Annotated in this window: 18 protein-coding genes; 9 read left to right on the top strand and 9 right to left on the bottom strand. The window is 54.0% G+C overall.

What is annotated here, in order from left to right:
- Nucleotides 1–334: 334 nt before the first annotated feature.
- The 3 genes from aceF to pdhR form a co-directional block, all read right to left on the bottom strand.
- Nucleotides 335–2,215 (bottom strand): pyruvate dehydrogenase complex dihydrolipoyllysine-residue acetyltransferase, encoded by a 1,881-nt coding sequence (gene aceF / locus SGR01S_RS15690; RefSeq protein ID WP_037416792.1) that lies wholly within the window; start codon nt 2,213–2,215, stop codon nt 335–337.
- 13 nt (nt 2,216–2,228) lie between these two features.
- The gene (aceE, locus tag SGR01S_RS15685) at nt 2,229–4,892 is read right to left on the bottom strand and encodes a pyruvate dehydrogenase (acetyl-transferring), homodimeric type (protein ID WP_061807927.1); all 2,664 of its coding nucleotides are present in this window, start codon (nt 4,890–4,892) and stop codon (nt 2,229–2,231) included.
- A 170-nt stretch (nt 4,893–5,062) separates the two neighbouring features.
- Nucleotides 5,063–5,827 carry a pyruvate dehydrogenase complex transcriptional repressor PdhR gene (pdhR, locus tag SGR01S_RS15680; protein WP_037416788.1) on the bottom strand — a complete coding sequence of 255 codons (765 nt, stop codon included), beginning with the start codon at nt 5,825–5,827 and terminating at the stop codon, nt 5,063–5,065.
- 633 nt (nt 5,828–6,460) lie between these two features.
- Between pdhR and SGR01S_RS15675 the strand changes: the two genes are divergently transcribed.
- Nucleotides 6,461–7,840, top strand: coding sequence for an amino acid permease (locus tag SGR01S_RS15675; protein WP_037416785.1), 1,380 nt, complete (start codon nt 6,461–6,463; stop codon nt 7,838–7,840).
- Nucleotides 7,841–7,906: 66 nt separating this feature from the next.
- On the opposite strand, the gene SGR01S_RS15670 is transcribed toward SGR01S_RS15675, so the two are convergent.
- The 3 genes from SGR01S_RS15670 to SGR01S_RS15660 are packed head-to-tail and all read right to left on the bottom strand — an operon-like array spanning nt 7,907 to nt 12,482.
- On the bottom strand, nt 7,907–9,145 hold the full coding sequence (locus SGR01S_RS15670; protein WP_061807926.1) for a cytochrome c: 1,239 nt from the start codon (nt 9,143–9,145) through the stop codon (nt 7,907–7,909).
- On the bottom strand, nt 9,142–9,696 hold the full coding sequence (locus SGR01S_RS15665) for a (2Fe-2S)-binding protein (protein WP_037416779.1): 555 nt from the start codon (nt 9,694–9,696) through the stop codon (nt 9,142–9,144). The genes SGR01S_RS15670 and SGR01S_RS15665 overlap by 4 nt, the downstream gene beginning before the upstream one ends.
- Nucleotides 9,693–12,482: a xanthine dehydrogenase family protein molybdopterin-binding subunit gene (locus SGR01S_RS15660; protein ID WP_061807925.1), complete on the bottom strand. Its 2,790-nt coding sequence runs from the start codon at nt 12,480–12,482 to the stop codon at nt 9,693–9,695. The genes SGR01S_RS15665 and SGR01S_RS15660 overlap by 4 nt, the downstream gene beginning before the upstream one ends.
- Before the next feature lie 205 nt (nt 12,483–12,687).
- On the opposite strand from SGR01S_RS15660, the gene SGR01S_RS15655 reads away from it, so the two are divergent.
- Nucleotides 12,688–13,272, top strand: coding sequence for a nucleotidyltransferase family protein (locus SGR01S_RS15655; protein ID WP_037416776.1), 585 nt, complete (start codon nt 12,688–12,690; stop codon nt 13,270–13,272).
- 7 nt (nt 13,273–13,279) lie between these two features.
- Nucleotides 13,280–14,332 (top strand): XdhC family protein, encoded by a 1,053-nt coding sequence (locus SGR01S_RS15650; RefSeq protein ID WP_061807924.1) that lies wholly within the window; start codon nt 13,280–13,282, stop codon nt 14,330–14,332.
- On the opposite strand, the gene SGR01S_RS15645 is transcribed toward SGR01S_RS15650, so the two are convergent.
- Together SGR01S_RS15645 and fumA are read right to left on the bottom strand one after the other, a co-directional pair.
- Nucleotides 14,256–15,122: a helix-turn-helix domain-containing protein gene (locus SGR01S_RS15645; protein WP_061807923.1), complete on the bottom strand. Its 867-nt coding sequence runs from the start codon at nt 15,120–15,122 to the stop codon at nt 14,256–14,258. The two genes, SGR01S_RS15650 and SGR01S_RS15645, sit on opposite strands and share 77 nt — an antisense overlap.
- 170 nt (nt 15,123–15,292) lie before the next feature.
- Nucleotides 15,293–16,939, bottom strand: a complete 1,647-nt coding sequence (gene fumA, locus SGR01S_RS15640; RefSeq protein ID WP_061807922.1) for a class I fumarate hydratase FumA — start codon at nt 16,937–16,939, stop codon at nt 15,293–15,295.
- A 440-nt stretch (nt 16,940–17,379) separates the two neighbouring features.
- Here fumA and SGR01S_RS15635 point away from each other — a divergent pair, with 440 nt between their 5' ends.
- From SGR01S_RS15635 to ruvX, 6 genes are all read left to right on the top strand, one after another.
- Entirely contained in the window at nt 17,380–17,892 is a 513-nt protein-coding gene (locus SGR01S_RS15635) for a SprT family zinc-dependent metalloprotease (RefSeq protein ID WP_061807921.1), read from the top strand.
- Nucleotides 17,893–17,993: 101 nt separating this feature from the next.
- Nucleotides 17,994–18,689 carry a deoxyribonuclease I gene (gene endA, locus SGR01S_RS15630; RefSeq protein ID WP_061807920.1) on the top strand — a complete coding sequence of 232 codons (696 nt, stop codon included), beginning with the start codon at nt 17,994–17,996 and terminating at the stop codon, nt 18,687–18,689.
- A 186-nt stretch (nt 18,690–18,875) separates the two neighbouring features.
- Nucleotides 18,876–19,607 carry a 16S rRNA (uracil(1498)-N(3))-methyltransferase gene (gene rsmE / locus SGR01S_RS15625; RefSeq protein ID WP_061807919.1) on the top strand — a complete coding sequence of 244 codons (732 nt, stop codon included), beginning with the start codon at nt 18,876–18,878 and terminating at the stop codon, nt 19,605–19,607.
- A gap of 10 nt (nt 19,608–19,617) precedes the next feature.
- Nucleotides 19,618–20,568: a glutathione synthase gene (gene gshB, locus SGR01S_RS15620; RefSeq protein WP_037416757.1), complete on the top strand. Its 951-nt coding sequence runs from the start codon at nt 19,618–19,620 to the stop codon at nt 20,566–20,568.
- Nucleotides 20,569–20,722: 154 nt separating this feature from the next.
- Nucleotides 20,723–21,286: a YqgE/AlgH family protein gene (locus SGR01S_RS15615; protein WP_037416755.1), complete on the top strand. Its 564-nt coding sequence runs from the start codon at nt 20,723–20,725 to the stop codon at nt 21,284–21,286.
- Complete coding sequence (gene ruvX / locus SGR01S_RS15610) at nt 21,286–21,708, top strand: Holliday junction resolvase RuvX (RefSeq protein ID WP_037416753.1); 423 nt, start codon at nt 21,286–21,288, stop codon at nt 21,706–21,708. The genes SGR01S_RS15615 and ruvX overlap by 1 nt, the downstream gene beginning before the upstream one ends.
- On the opposite strand, the gene SGR01S_RS15605 is transcribed toward ruvX, so the two are convergent.
- Complete coding sequence (locus tag SGR01S_RS15605) at nt 21,705–22,733, bottom strand: type IV pilus twitching motility protein PilT (protein WP_037416750.1); 1,029 nt, start codon at nt 22,731–22,733, stop codon at nt 21,705–21,707. The two genes, ruvX and SGR01S_RS15605, sit on opposite strands and share 4 nt — an antisense overlap.
- Nucleotides 22,734–22,742 lie beyond the last annotated feature (9 nt).

The raw sequence follows: 22,742 nt of genomic DNA, 5'->3' as shown, positions 1-22,742 counted from the left end.
CGGCGGGTCAGACGTCATTTTATCCCCTGCGTATTTCAAGTTACAGCGTTGTTGGCTTCGTTCTCTCACCCCAGTCACTTACCTGAGTAAGTTCCTGAGAACTCGTGAATTTGCCGCCTAGCCGTCACGTGAAATCCATTGGGCATATTATTAATCGATCTCATAACGCCCTTCATCCACCGGGACGCTTACACCGCGAGCAGTTTACAGAATTGTTAATAATCTGCAAAGCGTGTTCGAGTGACCCGTGTCTCAACAATTTTGTCGAGTCGTGCAAAAACCGACAAAACTGCTACTGAAGTAGTAAGGGCGCAGCATGCTGCGCCCTTTTTTATTACATCACCATACGGCGGATATCAGCCAGCATGTTGTTGATGATGGTAATAAAGCGCGCACCATCGGCACCGTCAATAACACGGTGGTCGAAGGAGAGCGACATTGGCATCATCAGACGCGGTACGAACTCTTTACCGTTCCAGACCGGTTCCATCGCAGACTTGGATACGCCCAAGATAGCGACTTCTGGTGCATTCACGATAGGTGCAAAGTGAGTCGTCCCGATACCGCCCAGGCTAGAAATGGTGAAACACCCACCCTGCATTTCGCCTGCGGTCAGTTTACCGTCACGTGCTTTTTTGGAGATAGCCATCAGTTCGCGGGACAGTTCAGTGATGCTCTTCTTGTTCACATCTTTGAATACCGGCACAACCAGACCGTTTGGCGTATCAACCGCAACACCTACGTTGATGTATTTTTTCAACGTCAGTTTCTGACCATCTTCGGACAGAGAACTGTTGAAGCGCGGCATCTGCTCCAGAGCAGCTGCAACAGCTTTCATGATGAACACCACAGGGGTGAATTTCACATCCAGCTTACGTTTGGCAGCTTCTTCGTTCTGTTGCTTACGGAAAGCTTCCAGATCGGTGATATCAGTTTTGTCGAAGTGCGTTACGTGCGGGATCATCACCCAGTTACGGCTCAGGTTAGCACCAGAGATTTTCTGGATGCGACCCAGTTCAACTTCTTCGATCTCACCGAACTTGCTGAAGTCCACTTTCGGCCATGGCAGCATACCTGGCAGACCGCCACCGGCAGCAGCAGTTGGTGCCGCTTCTGCACGTTTAACGGCGTCTTTCACGTAAGTCTGAACGTCTTCGCGCAGGATACGGCCTTTACGACCGGTGCCTTTCACTTTCGCCAGGTTCACGCCAAATTCACGCGCCAGACGACGGATGACCGGAGTAGCGTGCACATAAGCATCGTTCTCAGCGAACTCGCCTTTCGCAGCCGGTGCAGCCTGTGGAGCTGGTGCAGAACTTGCAGCCGGAGCCGGTGCAGCTTCTGCTTTCTGGGCAGGAGCAGCAGCAGGCGCAGCGCCTTCAACTTCGAATACCATGATCAGGGAACCGGTTTTCACTTTGTCGCCGGCGCTGATCTTGATTTCTTTCACGGTACCTGCGAACGGTGCCGGCACTTCCATAGAAGCCTTGTCACCTTCAACAGTGATCAGTGACTGTTCAGCGGCAACTTTGTCGCCCACTTTCACCATCACTTCGGTCACTTCTACTTCGTCGCCACCGATGTCCGGTACTGCAACGTCTTTAGCCGCAGATGCAGCCGGTGCCGCAGGGGCTGCCGGCGCTTGTGCCGCTGCTGGAGCCGCAGCAGATGCTGCGCCAGCCACTTCGAATACCATGATCAGAGAACCGGTGGTGACTTTGTCGCCAGTGCCGATCTTGATCTCTTTCACGGTACCTGCGAACGGTGCCGGGACTTCCATCGAAGCCTTGTCGCCTTCAACGGTGATCAGGGACTGCTCGGCTTCCACCTTGTCGCCCACTTTCACCAGGATCTCGGTCACTTCAACTTCGTCAGCACCGATGTCCGGTACCGCAACATCTTTGGCAGCAGCGGCAGCCGGTGCAGCAGGTGCTGCGGCCGGTTTCTCTTCAGCTTTGGCAGCTGGCGCAGCAGCCGCTGCCCCTTCTGCTTCAAAGATCATCAGCAGTTTGCCGGTTTCGGTTTTATCACCGACGGAAACCTTGATCTCTTTAACCACACCCGCCTGCGGGGATGGGACTTCCATGGAAGCTTTATCACCTTCAACAGTGATCAGCGATTGTTCTGCTTCAACTTTATCGCCCACTTTCACCAGAATTTCGGTGATTTCCACTTCGTCTGCACCGATGTCCGGTACTTTAATTTCGATAGACATTCTTCAGTACCTCTTATGCCAGACGCGGGTTAACTTTTTCTGGGTTGATGTCGAATTTCTTAATCGCATCAGCTACCACAGAAGCTTCGATTTCACCGCGTTTAGCCAGTTCACCCAGTGCAGCAACCACAACGTAAGAAGCATCAACTTCAAAGTGGTGGCGCAGGTTTTCGCGGCTGTCTGAACGACCGAAGCCGTCAGTACCCAGTACGCGATAGTCGCTGGCTGGAACGTAAGTACGAACCTGTTCTGCGAACAGCTTCATGTAGTCGGTAGACGCAACCGCCGGCGCATCGTTCATCACCTGAGCAATGTACGGTACACGTGGGGTTTCGGTTGGGTGCAGCATGTTCCAACGCTCACAATCCTGGCCATCACGCGCCAGTTCAGTGAAGGAAGTCACGCTGTAGATGTCAGAGCCCACACCGTAGTCGTCAGCCAGGATCTTCGCCGCATCACGTACGTGACGCAGGATAGAACCTGAACCCAGCAACTGAACCTTACCTTTGCTGCCTGCCAGAGTGTCCAGCTTGTAGATACCTTTACGGATACCTTCTTCTGCACCCTGTGGCATTGCCGGCATGTGGTAGTTTTCGTTCAGTGTGGTGATGTAGTAGTAGACGTTTTCTTGCGCGTCACCGTACATGCGGACCAGACCGTCGTGCATGATCACTGCCACTTCGTATGCGTAAGCTGGATCGTAAGAGATACAGTTAGGGATAGTCAGAGACTGGATATGGCTGTGGCCGTCTTCGTGCTGCAGACCTTCACCGTTCAGGGTGGTACGACCGGAAGTACCGCCGATCAAGAAGCCGCGCGCCTGTTGGTCGCCTGCTGCCCAGCACAGGTCACCGATGCGCTGGAAACCGAACATCGAATAGTAGATGTAGAACGGAATCATTGGCAGATCGTTGGTGCTGTAGGAAGTCGCTGCGGCCAGCCATGAAGATGCTGCGCCCAGTTCGTTGATGCCTTCCTGCAGGATTTGGCCTTTCTCGTCTTCTTTGTAGTAAGCAACCTGCTCACGGTCCTGTGGAGTGTACTGCTGACCGTTCGGGCTGTAGATACCGATCTGACGGAACAGACCTTCCATACCAAAGGTACGCGCTTCGTCGGCGATGATTGGAACCAGGCGATCTTTGATCGACTTGTTCTTCAACATCACGTTCAGGGCACGCACGAAGGCGATGGTGGTAGAGATTTCTTTGTTCTGCTCTTCCAGCAGTGAGCTGAAGTCTTCCAGTGCCGGCATTTCCAGTTTCTGGGTAAACGCTGGCAGACGAGTCGGTACATAACCTTTCAGTGCCTGACGGCGTTCGTGCAGGTATTTGTACTCTTCAGACTCTTTCTCGAAGGTGATGTATGGCAGTTTTTCGATGTCTGCATCGGCAACTGGCACATTGAAACGATCGCGGAAGTGGTGAACCCCTTCCATGTTCATTTTCTTCACCTGGTGAGCAATGTTTTTACCTTCCGCGGTTTCACCCATGCCGTAACCTTTGATGGTATGGGCCAGAATAACGGTTGGTTTGCCTTGGGTGTCCTGCGCTTTTTTCAGTGCAGCAAAGACTTTCTTCGGATCGTGACCACCACGGTTCAGCGCCCAGATCTCGTCGTCGGTCATGTCTTTGACCAGCGCAGCGGTTTCTGGGAAGCGGCCGAAGAAGTGCTCACGTACATAAGCGCCGTCTTTGGATTTGAAGGTCTGGTAGTCGCCGTCCAGGGTTTCGTTCATCAGTTGGATCAGCTTGCCGCTGGTATCTTTACGCAGCAGCTCGTCCCAACGACCACCCCAAATGACTTTCAGTACCTGCCAGCCAGCGCCAGCGAAGATGCCTTCCAGTTCATTGATGATCTTGCCGTTACCGGTGACCGGGCCATCCAGACGCTGCAAGTTACAGTTGATGACGAAGACCAGGTTATCCAGCTTCTCACGGGTAGCGATAGTGATCGCGCCCTTGGATTCTGGCTCGTCCATCTCGCCATCGCCCAGGAAGGCGTAAACGGTTTGAGCAGAGGTATTCTTCAGGCCACGGTGTTCCAGATATTTCAGGAACTTCGCTTGATAGATGGCGCTGATTGGACCCAGACCCATAGATACGGTCGGGAACTGCCAGAATTCAGGCATCAGTTTAGGATGCGGGTAAGAGGACAAGCCTTTACCGTGAACTTCCTGACGGAAGTTATTCATTTGGTCTTCGGTCAAGCGGCCTTCAAGGAAGGCACGTGCGTAAACGCCTGGAGAGATGTGGCCCTGGAAATAAACCAGATCGCCGCCATCTTGCTCGTTGCGTGCACGGAAGAAGTGGTTGAAGCAGACTTCATAGAAGGTCGCAGAAGACTGGAAGGAAGCCATGTGGCCGCCCAGGTCCAGATCTTTTTTGGAAGCACGAAGAACTGTCATTACCGCGTTCCAGCGAATAGCGCTGCGGATACGACGTTCAAGATCCAAGTTACCTGGGTAAGCAGGCTCGTCTTCCACCGCGATGGTGTTGACGTAGTTGTGAGCTGCAGCACCGGCTGCAACACTAACACCGCCTTTACGGGCTTCACCCAGAACCTGATCAATCAGAAACTGAGCTCGCTCAACACCCTCTTCACGGATGACCGATTCGATCGCCTGCAGCCAGTCGCGGGTTTCGATCGGATCCACGTCATTGTTTAAACGTTCTGACATGGTGGTATTCCTTATCTGTCTAATGGTTTGTTTTGGAGCCTGTCTTCCTGTGTTCTGAGGCAAAACACACGAAGACAGGCCCATCAGTTTAGTTGCCGCTTACTTAAATGCTTAATTAAGCACTTCGAACGTAAACCCTGCAGGCTGGTGTGCCCTGAAGAGAACCGCTCTTAATCCTTGCGTTGCTGGAGACGCCGCAGCGATCTCTCGCGTCGGGTATGCTCCCGACTGAGATCCAGCAAGATTTCCTCGATAAACGCCAAATGGCGGTGCGAGGCTTCACGAGCTTTTTCTGGCTCGCGTGCCACAATCGCCTCAAAAATTCCGGCGCGGTGGCTGCTCACTTTTGCCAACATCTCACGGCGCGAGTAGAGCAATTCAAAGTTCTGACGCACGTTCTGTTCCAGCATCGGCCCCATACAGCGCAGCAGGTGCAGTAACACAACGTTGTGGGCAGCTTCGGTCACGGCGATTTGGTATTGCATGACCGCGTCGGCTTCGGCGTCGAGATCGCCGCTGTCCTGGGCCTGCTGAATCACAATGTGGCAATCGCGGATGCGTGCCAGATCTTCGTCAGTACCACGCAGCGCCGCATAATAGGCAGCAATGCCTTCGAGGGCATGACGGGTTTCTAACAGATCGAATTGTGATTCAGGATGGTCGGCCAGCAGTTCAGCCAGCGGATCGCTAAAGCTCTGCCACAGATTAGTTTGTACAAAGGTGCCACCGCCCTGACGGCGCAGGAGCAGCCCTTTAGCTTCCAGGCGCTGGATGGCCTCTCTCAGAGAAGGACGGGAAACATCAAATTGTTTCGCCAGTTCGCGCTCCGGTGGCAGTTTCTCGCCTGGGCGCAGTGTTCCCTCGAGGATCAGGTGTTCGAGCTGTTGCTCGATAACATCTGACAACTTGGGTTGGCGGATTTTGCTGTAGGCCATGGGTGAATTCTTCTCTGCGAATGGCGCGGAGTCAATTGGTAATACCAATTTCAAAAACGTGACGGTAAAGTAACAAAGTATTCACCTCCTGTCCATATGGGCCTTGATCGAAATCAGGTTACCCGCACATTTTAACACCTCAATTCCAGACCTGCTGCAAACCGCTAACGCACGCTTGGTAATACCATTTACGCGGTAGGTTCTTGATTTAACTTTTGCGAAACCTTCCAGCCAGCAGACTGAGGCATTAAAGTCAGGATTTTACTGCATGTTTATTAAGCTTTAACGAATACCTATTTGCATCGCAAAAGGTGCGTTTAAACGGTTAATACTTCGCCACCGATAACCCACCCTCTCTAAATTATTTTTGCGCATTATGTGAGTTATTGCTTATTTCATGCATTGAATCCCCCCTGCCGTCACACAACCCGCATTTTGTTTCCTAAACTGCTGAAATCTTAATCACTCACAACACAAAGCAGGTGCAAACTGAAGCGCATAACATTATTCTTTGCCAAACGGTAGCGGCTCCGTGGAATTAATAGATATAACGCCGTAAATAAAACAAAACACACATCGTAACCACTGCTTTACAGCATGTGAGTAATTCTGCAACGACAGAGGGTTTCATTAATGGATGGTCAACAGCATGGCGACCAGCTGAAACGCGGCCTAAAAAATCGCCACATTCAGCTTATTGCTCTAGGGGGCGCTATTGGTACCGGGCTATTTCTCGGTATCGCGCAAACAATAAAGATGGCTGGCCCGTCGGTTATTCTCGGCTATGCCATTGGCGGCTTTATCGCATTTCTGATCATGCGCCAACTGGGTGAAATGGTGGTGGAAGAACCGGTTGCCGGCTCCTTTAGCCACTTCGCCTATAAATACTGGGGCAACTTCGCTGGCTTCGCTTCCGGCTGGAACTATTGGGTGCTGTACGTATTGGTTGCCATGGCGGAACTGACCGCAGTCGGTATCTATGTGCAGTACTGGTGGCCCGAGATCCCTACCTGGGTATCGGCGGCTGTGTTCTTCCTGGCCATTAACGCCATCAACCTGGCCAATGTGAAGGTGTATGGCGAAATGGAGTTCTGGTTCGCCATTATCAAAGTCGTGGCAATTATCGGCATGATCGTGTTCGGTGCCTATTTGCTGTTTAGCGGCATGGGAGGCCCAGAAGCCACCGTTACCAATCTGTGGGCACAAGGCGGGTTCTTCCCGAACGGCATCATGGGGCTGGTGATGGCAATGGCAGTGATCATGTTCTCGTTCGGTGGCCTGGAACTGGTAGGCATCACCGCAGCAGAAGCAGACAACCCGCAGAAAAGCATTCCTAAAGCGACCAACCAGGTTATCTACCGTATTCTGCTGTTCTATATCGGTTCACTGGCAATTCTGCTGTCACTGTATCCGTGGGGCAAAGTGGTAGAAGGCGGCAGCCCGTTCGTGCTGATCTTCCATGCATTGAACAGCAATCTGGTGGCAACGGTGCTGAACGTCGTGGTGTTGACTGCTGCGCTATCGGTGTACAACAGCTGTGTTTACTGTAACAGCCGTATGTTGTACGGCTTGGCTAAACAGGGTAATGGGCCGAAAAGTTTGCTGAAAGTTGATGGCCGCGGCGTGCCAGTCATTGCGATTGCCGTCTCCGCAACGGCCACCGCATTCTGCGTGCTGATTAACTACCTGATCCCTGGCCGCGCCTTCGAACTGCTGATGGCACTGGTGGTATCGGCACTGGTGATTAACTGGGCAATGATCAGCCTGGCGCATCTGAAGTTCCGCGCAGCCAAGAACCGCGAAGGCGTTGAGCCGAAGTTCAAAGCCTTCTGGTATCCGTTCAGCAACTACCTGTGCCTAGTGTTTATGGCTGGCATTCTGGTGATCATGTACCTGACGCCGGGGATTCAAATCTCAGTGTTGCTGATCCCAGTCTGGGTGGCGGTATTGGCTATCGGTTATGCCGTCAAGCAGCGTAGCCAGCGCGCAGTAAGCGCAACCAACCGCGGATAAGCTTCCCCAAAACAAAATGGCCCGCAGATTGATCGTCTGCGGGCCATTTTTTTAGCTTAACTCCGCCTATTTATGACGTAATGCTTTCACCTGCTCGGCAGTCACATCCGCCGGCAACCCGCCCCAAGTCACACGCAGGTAGTTCACCAATTCCGCCACCTGCGCATCATCCAGCCGGTCACCAAAAGCAGGCATACTCTGCATGCTTTCTCCGTTAGGGAATTGCTGTGCCGGTAAACCATCCAGCACTGAGACGATCAGGTTTTTAGCATCCGGTTGACGCAGCGTGGCGTTATCACGCATAGCCACCGCCACGTGCGGTTTACCCTCGCCTTCACGCGCATGACAGCCCGAACACTGGTCAAGATAGCTGATACGCCCAGCGTCACTACCCTCGCCAATTTTTACCGGCACAGCAGCCGGCGGCTGTTCTCCCATCAGATAGGTCGCCAGCGCTTGATGGTCTTCCGGCGTCAGGTGACGGGTACTAAGATCCACCACCATATGCATCTCGCTGAAGGCGGAACCCTGCGGTGCAAGGCCGGTCGAGAGGAAACGACTCAGGTCGTCCGGTGTCCAGCCGCGCTGTGCCAACCCGTGCGGAGTGATATTCGGTGCCATAAAGCGCCCAAGATCACCGCCCTGCATAGGTTTACTAAGATCCATTTGACCCAGCATACCGCGTGGCGTGTGGCATTCCCCACAGTGGCCCAGCGTATCCGCCAGATAACGGCCGCGTTGCCACTGGGCTGAAGCCCCCTGCGAGCTGGCCGGCAGCGGATCCTGACTGCGGAACAACAAATTCCAGCCAATCAGCGCCATGCGTTGGTTGAACGGGAATGGCATAGCGTTTTCTGGAATGGCGACATCCACCGCAGGGCGAGTCATCAGGTAGGCATAGATGTCATCGGCATCTTGGCGTGACATCCCTTTATACGAGGTATAAGGCATCGCCGGATACAGATGACGACCGCCCGGTGCCACGCCCTGGGTCACCGCCAGGAAGAAGTCGTCTTTGGTCCAGCGGCCAATACCTTGATCGGCCGAAGGCGTCAGGTTACTGCCATAGATCGTGCCGAACGGCGTATCCAGCGGATACCCCCCTGCCATTGGCGCGCCACCACTGGCGGTATGACAGGCAGCACAGTCGGCGGCCTGAGCCAGATAGCGGCCACGGGTGATCTGTTCGGTGCTGGCGGTTACCTTCTGTACCGGGCCGTCGTAATGGCGATTTTCACGCCACCACAGCACGGCGATGACGATAATCACCACCAGCAGGAACAGCAGTGCGAGACGTTTTTTCATTGCGCCGTCTCCTTCACCAGGCCAGGGGTTTTCAGCACCACGTCGCGTACCGCTTCGTAGTAACGCACATAGCCGGTGCAGCGGCAGATATGACTGTCCAGCGCCTGTTCAATGGCGCTTTCCAGTTGATCGCGGGCAATCGGTTCACGTTTAAGCTTTTCCACGAAAATGGTGGCAGCGTTGACAAAGCCCGGCGTGCAGTAGCCACACTGGAAGCTGTAATGCTCCAGGAAAGCCTGCTGGATCGGCGAAAGCTCAACAACCTCACCTTGTTCATCCACCTTGGCGTGACCTTCGACGGTGCGCACTTTCTTGCCGCTGAAGAAATGCGCGCCGGTGATACAGGTACGCACTTCCTCACTCGTGCCGCTCGGGTGATCGACAATCGCCACGCAGGCGTGGCAGATCCCCTGCCCGCAGCCAAGACGCGAACCGGTCAGGTCAAGATATTCATGCAGGAAATCAATCATCATCAGCCCTTCCGGCACGTCGATCGGGCCGTACTGCTTTTCATTGATGGTCAGGGAAATCGGCTGGGTTTTAATGCTCATTGTAATACCTCACGAATATTTTCTGCACGAACGGGCAAATCACGGAAACGATGGCCGGTAGCGTCGGCGATGGCGTTCACCAGCGCAGCAACCACTGGGATCATCACAACTTCAGCCATCCCTTTTGGCGGATCGGTTTCCGACAGCGCGGGCAGGATGTCATCGGTCTGTTTCCAGACCGCCACATCGCTGGCACGCGGCAGGTGATAACGGTTAAAGTTCCAGGTACCGTTACCTGGCCCGTCCTCGTACAGTGGTAAATATTCGTGCAGCGCATGGCCAATCCCCATCGCCAGCCCGCCCTGCAATTGGCCGGAAACCAATTCCGGCACAATCAGGTTGCCGCACTCCATGATGGAATGGTGGTTCAGTAGCTCCACCTGACCGGTTGCGATATCCACCGCCACCTCTGCCAATGTTCCAACAGCACTGTAATAAGTAACCGCAGCGTTATTGCGCTGGGTCGGTGGGTAATAGGCCTGATTACGTGGCAGCGTCTTAAATTCACCGTTGGCATTGCGTACCGCCAGCCCGTCAATGGGTAGACGTTCACTATTACCACTCAGGGTGAAGTCCGCTTCCGCCCACTGCCAGCGGTTAAACACATGTACCGCTGCACCGGTGATGCCCCCCATCTGGTAGGCTTTTTTCGCCAAACGCTCTAGGCTCAGGACTTCCAAACCGGCGGCGGTCAGACCACCTTCCACCCAACGAGCGTCTTCTCGACGGACTACCAGTGGTGCGGCCTGACCACCACCGATACCGGATTGCCAAATGGCCATCGCCGCCGGCCACAGGCCATGGTCGAATATCAACCGCGCCGCTTCGCGTGTGCTGTGAGAGAAGTAAAATGCCGAGTTACTGGCGCTGGACGGCGAGCAATAGCTTGGTGTCCAGGCTGGGTTGGCTTGCAACTTGTCCTGTTCGGCCTGCGACATGATATAAGGATCGCCGCTGGTGACCATTGGCAGCACTGACCAATCGGTCACAGAGAAGTGAGCCTCATCTGCCGGTTTACCCAGCCACTGAGCACACAGCACCGACTGCGAGGTCGACATCCCGGTCCCCATCTCCGCACCGCTGTGATGCAGCATGATGCGCCCATCTTCCGCCAATTCAACACGGGCGAACGAAGTCTCGGCGCCGGTACCGAAGTCTTTTTGCACGCAACCGAAGCCAACGCCATAACGTTTACCTGGGTGCCGGCTTTCAAATTCCGCCTTACGCTGGGCACGTTGCAGCCATATCTCATGCTTCGCGGCCTTCTCCAGCACTTCATCAGCACGGATGGCACCCGCCGGAATCGCACCCTGGGTATTTTTCATGCCGGATTTCAATACATTGCGCAAACGGAACTCAATCGGATCGATCTTCAGTTCGGCAGCCAGTTCATCCACCATCATCTCGGTGGCAGCCATACTTTGCAGCGTGCCGTAACCACGCGCCGAACCCGCATCTATCGCGCGTGAGGCCAGCCCCACCGCCGACAAATCGCTTTTCGGGAAGTAGTAAATCGACTGTGCGGCGGTTGCCGCCACCATCACCACCGACGGCGTAAAGTTGCTGCGACCACCGCCGTCTGCCGTCATCTCGCCGTGGAATGATTGCAGTACACCGGTCTGCCTGTTCACCGCAATACGGTAATTCATGTCGAAGGCATGGCGCTTTAGCGCGGTCTGGAACTGTTCAAAACGGTCATTGGCCAGGCGTACAGGACGCCCATCACCGTACATTGCCGCCACCGCGCCGTAGTACGGGAAGTTATAGTGATCTTTCGAACCGTAACCGACGGTGTAGCACGGGTGCAAAATCAGTTGTTTCACCGGCGGATTATGCTTAGCCAACATACGTGGCATTTCATCGGCCACTTCCTGCGGTGATTGGGTCGGTATCACCAGATGCAGAGTCTGCGTCGCTGCATCGAACCAACCGTTCGCGTTGTCCGGCTCCAGCGCGGAAGTATCCACTGACTGTGTCGTATAGCGGCGCGACATCACCAGCCAGTCTTCAGGTGGCGTTTGCAGTTCATTGGCGATCATCCCGGCGTAATACATGCCTTCCTGATCCAACTTGCCACCTTCGCGACCTTCCGGCCAAACCGGCAGGTGTTTCTTCATCGAGACAGGGAAAATCGGCGTGTCTTTCAGGCTGGAGAAGCGATCGTCGTCAAACGGCTTATCTCCCCCTACGCGCACATAGCGGAAGGTCCCCCAAGGATCACGTTGCAGCGGGCCGGTTTCCGCACCGTATTTAAGGGTTTCCTCACGGAATTTCAGCTTGTCTTTGGCGAAGCGGAAACGCGCAAAATCGTGATAAATCAGGATTGCCACGGCTTGGCCGAGGTAGGCTGGGGTTTTGCCAACTGGCAACAACATGTCATCGCCGTAGAACGCAGGGAACGCCAAGCCGTCACGTGCCAGATCCTCCGCCGTTACCAGTCTGTCGGGTTGCAGATCGTCCCCCAATAATGAGAGATCGATCCCTTCAAACAGCCGGTCGGCCTTGGTGACGCGTAGAACGAAGGCATGTGCCTGTTGCTGTGGCCAGTGCGGCATATCGACCGCACGGATGTCACGAGCAAACACTTTTTGCCCCATCACTTTCGCGCGACCATCAATACGGAAGCGTATACGCTTTTCATGAGCATCCCAGTTCGGGGACTGGAGGATTTTTTGCTCAAACAGCGCGGCATAAGCGCGGCTGTACAATGGCGCGAGGTATACGGATACCCCCGCTATCACGGCGCTTTTGATAAAGCGACGCCGCGACGGGTTGAAATTGCTCATAAAAAAGTCCTTTGCATTTTTATTGTATTTTTGTGTTCAGCGGTGTTGTTGCGCAAACGCTGACGACCTTGCCGTAGACGTCATAAGCATATGCTTATAACCAAAATTATGTGATGATTAACATGTTGTTTTCAACAAAAACACATCTCAAAAACATATATTTTTAGTAAGGTAATAAAAAGTTGCGCAAATTCGAGCGTGGAAGATGACAGCAGGCATACTGATCGCTGCCGCCGGACGTGGGGAACGCTTCTCCCAGGCCGGTGGCAAAGGCAATAAATTAAATGCTGCGTTTGTGGATGATGCGGGTCAACAACGCCCGCTATTTGAGCAGACACTGCGTCAGGCCCTGTCTTCTGGCCTGCCGGTATGGGTGGTCACGCGACCGGATAATCTGGAAGTGCAACAGATTTGCGCCACTTATCAAGTTGCGACAACGCTGCTCGCCAGCCCCGGCCTTGGCGATTCCATCGCTGCGGGGGTTAACGCGACGCCGCACTGGCAGGGCTGGTTGATACATTTGGCGGATATGCCTTTCGTCACGCCCGCCGTTTTCCAACAGGTGGCCATCGCTTTGCAGCAACACGCGATTGTTCGCCCTAGTTTCCAGCAACAGCCGGGCCACCCGGTCGGTTTTTCCGCTCTATTGCGCAAACAACTGGGCCAATTGCGTGGTGATAATGGAGCGCGAGAGCTACTTAAAGGGCAGCCGGTGTATCTGCTCCCTTTTGAACAGCCCACTGTCGTGCAGGATATTGATCTTCCGTCACAGCTACCGGTCAGCGAGTAAATCAACTATGCAACATCTCGATATCACCGTGGTCAGCCAGGCGATAAACTGGCTGAAACAGCAACCGGTGTGGCTGTGCACCGTACTGAGCACTTATGGCTCTTCGCCACGTTCGCCAGGAGCATTACTGGCGGCGACCCAAGATGGGCATTATTGCGGTTCGCTGTCAGGCGGCTGTGTAGAAGAGGATTTTCTGCGGCGCGTGGCGGCCGGAGAGTATCAGGCTGCCAGCCAGGTGATCCGCTACGGTGAAGGCGGAATGGAACCGAATGTTGCGTTGCCCTGTGGCGGCGTGTTGGAAGTGTTAATTGAGTATTTACCGACCGGTGACGAGAGTATTGGCTATCTGACCACCATCGCTGGCGCCCTCAATGGTCATCACGCGCTGATAAAACGACTGACCTTACCCGATGCTTGCAGCAGCCTGACACTGACCGATTTTGCCAGCACCACCCAAGTCGAACGTCGTGGCCCGCAAATCACTCTGCATATCGCCGCAGCGCCGCGTTTGCTGATCGCCGGGCTATCCAGCGTAGCGCTATACTGCGCCGACTTCGCCAGTTCATTGGGTTTTGAAGTGCTGGTCTGTGAGAACCGCCCAGAAGCGCTGGATAATTTCGCCCCACAACTCAGACCCAACGTTACCTTGTTGCGCCAGTTCCCGGCTAAATTTATTGAAGATGGCGGCTGCCATGCCAATACCGCGATTGTGGCGTTAACGCACGATCCGCGCATGGATGATCTGACACTGATGGAGGCGATTCATACCCCGGCCTTTTACATTGGCGCTATGGGGTCATTGCGCAACAGCGCGCGACGCCGCCAGCGTCTGCAGCAAATTGCCGAATTCAGCCCACAAGAGTTGGAGCGTATTCATGCTCCAATCGGTTTGCCGCTGGGCAGTAAGACCCCGGCGGAAATTGCGCTGGCGGTAATGGCGGATATTGTGCAACAGAAAAACCGTACTCCTGACGTACGCTCACTCAACCAAGAGGTGTCACTGGTACCAGATGCTGGAGCTCAAGATGCAGCTCCTCCCGCTCATTCAGTGAATAGTTGAACATCGTCATGTCTGGCCCTTCGCGACGGGCCAGGCCAAGCTCCGGTAATGCCTGGGTGTAAATCTGCACCACGTGGTCGTGCAAAGCGACAGGCTTGCCGGAGTAGCAAAATCGGCAATAATCGCCGTAGATTTCTGGCAGCGGCTCGAGGCCCGCATCGTCACTGACCGGGTAATCCGCTGCAACACCGAGAACATACTCAACCCTGACCTGCTCCCCATCCGGAATAAACTCGGTAAGTGCATAGGTCAACACTGGCCGGCTAGCCACCGATGCATAAAATCTCTCTCTGATTTTACTGCGGATATGCAGATGCGATTTATCAAGATCGGCAATGTCCAGATGGTAAGCGTAGCTTTTGCCTCGGATTGCATACTGGCCTTTGGCGACCTTGATGCAGTCAACTTTGATGTCGCCAGGCTGGCTGACAGACAATGAACGCACCAGATGGCTGAAGTCCTGCTTGCGGGCATGGCGGTAAACACTGGGAGATTCGGCAAAGTGCTTCTTGAAGCAACGAGAAAAAGTCTGTTGGTTATCAAATTGATATTCAATAGAAATATCAAGAATGCTCTTGCGCGTAAAACGTAAGGCGAAGGCAGCAAGATACAAACGACGGGCGCGAATATAGGAAGCCAGCGACAGATTGGTCTGCGTTTTGAACATTCGCTGCAGATACCATTTCGAGTAGCCTGATTTGGCAGAAACGATATCCAGTGACAGTGGGTTAGTCAGGTTGTCTTCAATCCAGACCAGCAACTCCCTGATATGATTTTCCTGCGTTTCCATGTGTTTGCCGAACCTTCTATTCCAAATATGCCTTTATGCGTGTGTTACTGCTTAGCGCGTTAGGGTATACAGGTTAAAAGGTTGCGTCCAGCGGGCTACAGGACTTTACACAGGAACCTCACTCGCAGATTACTTACCGCCCGCCGCCGGGCGATAAGTATTTACAGAGGTTATTTCACGCAGCGTGCACACTGACCGGCCTGGATCTTCTGGAAGAAGTCATTGCCTTTATCATCGACCAGAATAAACGCCGGGAAATCTTCCACTTCGATTTTCCAGATCGCTTCCATCCCCAATTCCGGGTATTCGACACAGGTCAGACTCTTGATGCTCTGCTGCGCCAATACCGCCGCGGGGCCACCGATACTGCCAAGATAGAAGCCACCGTGCTTGTTACAAGCGTCGGTCACCTGTTGGCTGCGGTTACCTTTCGCCAGCATAATCATACTGCCACCGTGGGATTGCAGTAGATCAACATAAGAGTCCATACGCCCAGCCGTTGTCGGCCCCAGCGAACCCGATGCGTAACCGTCCGGCGTTTTGGCTGGGCCAGCGTAGTAAATCGGGTGGTCCTTCACGTACTGCGGCAAACCTTCACCCTTGTCCAGGCGCTCTTTCAATTTGGCGTGTGCGATATCACGGCCCACGATAATAGTGCCGCTCAACGACAGACGGGTGGATACCGGGTATTGCGACAGCTGTTTTAGGATCTCGGCCATTGGGCGGTTAAGATCAATTTTAATCGCCTCACCTTCCCCGGCCTGACGCAGCTCCTGCGGAATAAACTTGCCCGGGTTATGCTCCAGTTTTTCCAGCCAGATGCCATCGCGGTTGATTTTGCCTTTGATATTACGGTCAGCGGAACAGGAAACCCCCATGCCTACCGGGCAGGATGCGCCATGACGCGGCAGACGCACCACGCGGATGTCGTGCGCAAAGTATTTGCCGCCAAACTGTGCACCCAATCCGAGGTTCTGCGCCTCTTTCAGCAATTCCTCTTCCAGCACCACATCGCGGAACGCCTGACCATGTTCGTTACCTTCGGTCGGCAGGCCATCGTAATACTTAGTGGAGGCCAGCTTCACGGTTTTCAGCGTTGCTTCGGCAGACGTCCCACCGATAACAAATGCGACGTGATACGGCGGACAAGCCGCGGTACCCAACGTACGCATTTTCTCGACCAGATAGTCTTTCAGCTTGCCCGGTGACAGCAGCGCCTTAGTCTCTTGGTAAAGATAGGTTTTGTTGGCTGAACCACCGCCCTTGGCGATACACAGGAATTTGTATTCTTCACCGTCTACGCTGTAGAGATCGATCTGTGCTGGCAGGTTGCTGCCAGTGTTGACCTCGTTGTACATATCCAGCGCAGCGTTTTGCGAATAACGCAGGTTGTCTTCGATAAAGGTGTTGTACACCCCACGTGATAATGCCGCTTCGTCACCGCCGCCGGTCCAGACGCGCTGGCCCTTTTTGCCGACGATAATTGCAGTCCCGGTGTCCTGGCAGGTCGGTAAAATACCCTTGGCGGCGATTTCTGAGTTACGCAGAAATTGCAGCGCAACGTACTTGTCGTTTTCGCTGGCGTCCGGATCCTTGAGGATATCGGCCACCTGCTGCTGGTGCGCTGGGCGCAGCATGAATGAGGCGTCATGGAACGCGTGTTGGGCAAGGAGGGTTAATGCTTCGGGGGCTACTTTCAGGACTTCCTGGCCTTCAAACTCGCTCACCGAAACGTGATCGCGGCTCAACAGATAGTATTCGGTATCGTCTTTCTTCAGCGGGAACGGATCTTGATAATGGAACGGTTTATTCGACATTGATCTCTCACTTGCAACATCAGCTGCGTTAAATTCACACTTACTCAGCCAGCTCGGGGCAGGCCGCGTCAAAAAACTCCCTCCACCTTACGTATTTTTAATCAGTCGGTTATTGCGCTAAATCGCATAATAACCCCTGTGTTAGCAAGGTATTGTTCAGGGCGCTTTCCAATCTTATCTGTGAGCACTGCGGGTACAGACTCAGCATGTACGGTTTATTATCCCGCAGTTAACACATTGATTACAATCCATCGGTGTCGATCAGGTTATCAATGCGGTGAGAAATCTGCCGGGAACAGTTTTGAACGCGGCTTGCAGCAACGCAATTAGGGAAGAGCTCCTGGGATCGTCTGAATGACGCAGCCAACACAAAAGCAGCATCAAATATGATGGGAATACGCTTATTGCCAGCCGACGCGCCATTGCTTAAGCTAGCCACAATGAACAAAGTAAGAATCCCCATTGCGCTACAACAAGCGGTGATGCGCTGTCTGCGAGAAAAATTGCAGCTGGCCCGTCAGCACTTTTCCGTCGAGTTCCCGGAGCCCAAAGTTGTTTACCAACAACGTGGTACCAGCGCGGGTACGGCCTGGCTGCAAGCTTGGGAAATCAGGCTAAACCCGATATTACTGATGGAAAACCAGCAAGCTTTTATCGACGAAGTGGTGCCTCATGAACTGGCGCACCTGTTGGTATTTCGCCAGTTTGGCCGCGTCCCTCCTCACGGCAATGAATGGCGTTGGATGATGGAAAGCGTATTGCAGGTACCTGCCAGCCGTACTCATCAATTTGAGATTGCCTCAGTACAGAGCAAGACCTTCCCCTACCTGTGCGATTGCCAACAGCACCAGCTTACCGTGCGTCGCCATAATCGGGTGCTGCGTGGTGAAAGTGAATACCGTTGCCGTCAGTGCGGCGAAAAGCTGAGATTTAACGCTAACGATCCCCTTTAACGAAACGATTTATACGTTAAAACAAGTAAATATCGTCATTTGCTACTACCGTAAACTTCCGCTACCCTGCCTGCTTTTCCAATTTTGAGCTGTTTTGGAATATGCTTCGCAAAATTTTGTTTACGGTGGTTCTCACCGTGGGTGCCGCTCAGGCCCACGGCATCAATAACTTTTCTCAGGCCAAAGCGGCAGCGGCTAAAATTAACCAGGATGCGCCGGGTTCATTCTACTGCGGCTGCCGGATAGACTGGCAGGGCAAGAAAGGCATCCCCGACCTGAACAGTTGTGGCTATCAGGCGCGTAAAAATGCCCAGCGCGCACAGCGTATCGAATGGGAACATGTGGTACCTGCCTGGCAGTTCGGTCACCAATTACAGTGCTGGCAACAGGGTGGTCGCAAAAACTGCAATAAGGATGCGGGCTACCGACAAATCGAGACCGACCTGCACAACCTGCAGCCGGCGATAGGTGAAGTGAACGGCGATCGTAATAACTTTATGTATAGCCAATGGAAAGGTGGCGAGGGCCAGTACGGCCAGTGCCCAATGAAAGTGGACTTCAAAAACAAACAGGCCGAACCGCCCGCTCGTGCCCGCGGTGCCATCGCTCGTACTTACTTCTATATGCGCGACCGTTATCAACTGCAGCTTTCACGGCAACAGACCCAGCTTTTTGACGTGTGGAACCGTCAATATCCGGTAAACCAGTGGGAATGCCAGCGCGAGGCACGCATCGCTAAGGTACAGGGCAACCATAATCCCTATATTCAGCAAGCTTGCCAGCAACGAAAGGGCTAACCTACTATATACCCGTCGCCTTTCAAGCCGCAGCGTTGTTACCTGCACTCGCCCACCCCAGTTACTTACTAAAGTAAGCGCCTGGGGATGAACGAGCTAGGCGCCTAGCTGCAACTCGAAATTCATAGGGTATAGCCCCTGTTCTATCAGGCAAACTATACCCTCTAGTCAGGATCGAATATTCATATGCGCATACCTCGCATTTATCACCCGCAGTCGTTAATCGACAACGCGGAAATCTTCTTAAGCGAAGACGCCGCCAACCATATCGGGCGTGTACTGCGCATGAACCCCGGCCAGGCGCTGCAGTTATTCGACGGCAGCAATCAGGTGTTTGACGCCGTGATCACCCAGGTCGACAAGAAAAGCGTTCAGGTGCAGCTCAGCGCCGGCCAGTTGGAAGACCGTGAATCACCACTCAATCTGCATCTTGGCCAGGTGATTTCTCGCGGCGAAAAGATGGAGTTCACCATTCAGAAATCCATCGAACTGGGGGTTAATATCATCACCCCGCTGTTTTCCGAGCGCTGCGGCGTGAAGCTGGATGGCGAACGTTTGGCTAAAAAACTTCAGCAATGGCAGAAAATTGCCATCGCCGCCTGCGAACAATGTGGCCGCAATCGTATTCCAGAAATTCGCGAAGCGATGAAACTGGAAGACTGGTGCGCCGAGCAAGATGGCAGCCTGAAACTCAACCTGCATCCACGCGCCAGCCACAGCATCAATACGTTGCCGCTGCCGGTGGAACATGTCCGCCTGCTGATTGGGCCAGAGGGCGGTTTATCCGCCGACGAAATTGCGATGACCACAGGCCACGGATTTACTGATATCCTGCTGGGGCCACGCGTTCTGCGTACAGAAACCACAGCGCTCACCGCAATTACCGCATTGCAGGTACGTTTCGGTGATCTGGGTTAAAGGAGAAAAGATGATTAAGCTCGGCATCGTGATGGACCCTATCGCTTCCATCAATATCAAGAAAGACACCAGCTTCGCCATGCTGCTCGAAGCGCAGCGCCGTGGCTGGGAACTGCATTATATGGAGATGAACGATCTCTATCTGCATGGCGGTGACGGGCGCGCCCGCACTCGCTTGCTGAGCGTGAAGGAAGATAAAGAGAGCTGGTTCAGCTTTGGCAGCGAACAAGATCTGGCGCTGCAGGATCTTGACGTGATCCTGATGCGTAAGGACCCACCTTTCGATACCGAATACATCTACGCAACCTATATTCTGGAGCGTGCGGAAGTCAAAGGCACTCTGGTGGTCAACAAGCCGCAGAGCCTGCGTGACTGCAATGAAAAGCTGTTCACCGCCTGGTTCCCTGAACTGACGCCGGACACCCTGGTGAGCCGCAGTGCAGCGCATATCCGTAAATTCCACCAGCAACATGGTGATATCATCCTCAAACCGCTGGATGGCATGGGCGGCGCGTCCATTTTCCGCGTTAAACAGGACGATCCGAACCTGTCGGTGATTATCGAAACGCTGACCGAACACGGTAGCCGTTTCTGCATGGCGCAAAACTTCCTGCCAGCGATCAAGGAAGGTGATAAGCGTATTCTGGTGGTTGATGGGGAGCCTGTACCTTACTGCCTGGCGCGTATTCCCGCACAAGGCGAAACCCGTGGCAACCTGGCCGCTGGCGGCCGTGGTGAAGCTCGTCCGTTGAGCGAAAGCGACTGGAAAATCGCTCGTGCCGTGGCTCCAACCTTGAAAGAAAAAGGGCTGATCTTTGTTGGCCTGGACGTGATTGGTGATCGACTGACTGAAATCAACGTCACCAGCCCAACCTGTGCACGTGAAATCGAAGCCGCCTTCCCTGTGTCGATTACCGGCATGCTGATGGACGCGATCGAAAAACGTCTGGCGGCAAAATAATCACAGTGCGGGCGATGCTGTCGCCCGCCATCCTGGCTTCCCGGGCCGACTCGCTCGGCCCGCGTCAAGCAAGCTGCGGCTTGAAAGGCGATGGGTATAACCGCATACTGGCGGTTGTTTAACTTCTCACCAATCAATTACCTTAAATAACACCATGAATTTACAGCACCATTTTCTTATCGCTATGCCATCACTTCAGGATCCTCGCTTCAAACGCTCGGTGATTTATGTCTGCGAGCACAATGAAGACGGCGCCATGGGCCTGGTGATCAATAAACCGGTGGAACAGTTCACGGTGGAAACGGTGCTGAGCAAACTGAAGATCATGCCACCGATGCGCGATCCGGCCATCAGCCTGGATAAACCCGTCTTTGCAGGCGGGCCGTTGGCGGACGATCGTGGCTTTATCCTGCATACACCTTGTAAAGGCTTCGGTTCAAGCATTCAGATCTCACCAGAGACCATGATCACCACGTCGAAAGACGTGCTGGAGACACTGGGCACCGCAGACCAACCCGATGACGTGTTGGTGGCGCTCGGTTATGCCGGCTGGGAAAAAGGCCAGTTAGAACAGGAAGTGCTGGAAAACGCCTGGCTGACCATTGAAGCCGACACCAACATTCTGTTCCATACGCCAATCGCCAGCCGCTGGCGCGAGGCGGCTAACCGCCTCGGCATCGACATTTGTAGTATTGCCAACCACGCAGGACATGCTTGATGACCAACCGCACCATTATCGCCTTCGACTTCGGCACCAAAAGCATCGGAGCAGCCATCGGGCAGGAACTCACCGGCAGCGCCCGTGCACTGGCGGCCTTCAAAGCACAAGAGGGTAAGCCGGACTGGCAAAAGATCGAGAAACTACTGAAAGAGTGGCAACCTGATCTGGTCGTCGTCGGGCTGCCGCTGAACATGGACGGCACAGAGCAGTTGGTCACAGAGCAAGCACGCAAGTTCGCCAACCGCTTGCATGGCCGCTTTGGCGTACAAATCGCGCTGCATGATGAGCGCCTCAGTACTGTCGAAGCCCGTGCTAATCTGTTCGACCGCGGTGGGTTCCGCGCTCTGGACAAAGGCAGTGTAGACTCTGCTTCAGCAGTGGTGATCTTGGAAAGCTGGTTTGAGCGGCAACTGGGTTAATCTAATCCTGATGCAAAAGCGTCCTGTTCCCCATTCAGTAACCCAGCACTGATCCGCTGTTGTAAACCCTGTTCAAACGTCTGCATGCCAAACTGCCCACCCGTTTGCAGCACGCTGGCCAGCTGATGGGTTTTGCCTTCGCGGATCATGCTGCTGACTGCCGCTGTCACCGTCAGCACTTCAAAAATAGCCACACGCCCGCCGCCAGGCCTGCTCAACAGTTTTTGGGCGATCACCGCCTGTAAACTGCCAGCCAACTGGGCACGCACATAAGGCTTTTCCTCCGCTGGGAATACATCCACCAACCTTTCTACCGCCTGCGGTGCACTGCGAGTATGCAACGTTGCCAGCACCAGATGACCGGTTTCCGCAGCGGTCAGCGCCAGACGAATGGTGGTGGTATCGCGTAGCTCCCCCAACAAAATCACATCTGGATCCTCACGCAGTGCAGCACGCAATGCGTCGTCAAAACTGTGGCTATCGCGCCCCAATTCCCGCTGTTGGATTAAACACTGCTGGCTGTGGTGGATGAACTCGATAGGATCCTCCACAGTGAGGATATGCCGCCGCTGGTGCTGGTTAATGTTGTCAATCATCGCCGCAAGCGTGGTCGACTTTCCGCTGCCCGTCGCTCCGGTCACCAGAATCAAACCGTCCTCCCGCCGCACCAACGCGGGGATAATATCTGGCGCTGCCAGTGCCGCTAACGTTGGACAGCGGTCGGCAATTAACCGCAAGGCAATGGAAACACCCTGACTTTGCAAAAAGAAATTAGCTCGCAGCCGAATATTGCCCGACAGCGAGAGTGCCAGATCGAGCTGGCCCTGCTGTCGCAACTGCTGCCATTGCGCTGGTTGCAACAACATGCCGCACAGCAAATGCATACTCGCCTCGGTGAGCATTTCGGCCCCTTCCAAGGGCCGCAGATCACCATCAATGCGTAACATCGGTCGATGACCGGTACAAAGGTGCAGATCCGAAGCATTATGCTTTACACTAAGGGCCACGAATTCATCGATATCCATATCAATCTC

Origin of the sequence: Serratia grimesii NBRC 13537 (assembly GCF_001590905.1) — a bacterium.
In the GTDB taxonomy this organism is placed as follows: Bacteria; Pseudomonadota; Gammaproteobacteria; order Enterobacterales; family Enterobacteriaceae; genus Serratia; species Serratia grimesii.
Note: the sequence above shows the minus strand (reverse complement) of the source record. Positions and strands in the feature narration are given on the sequence as shown.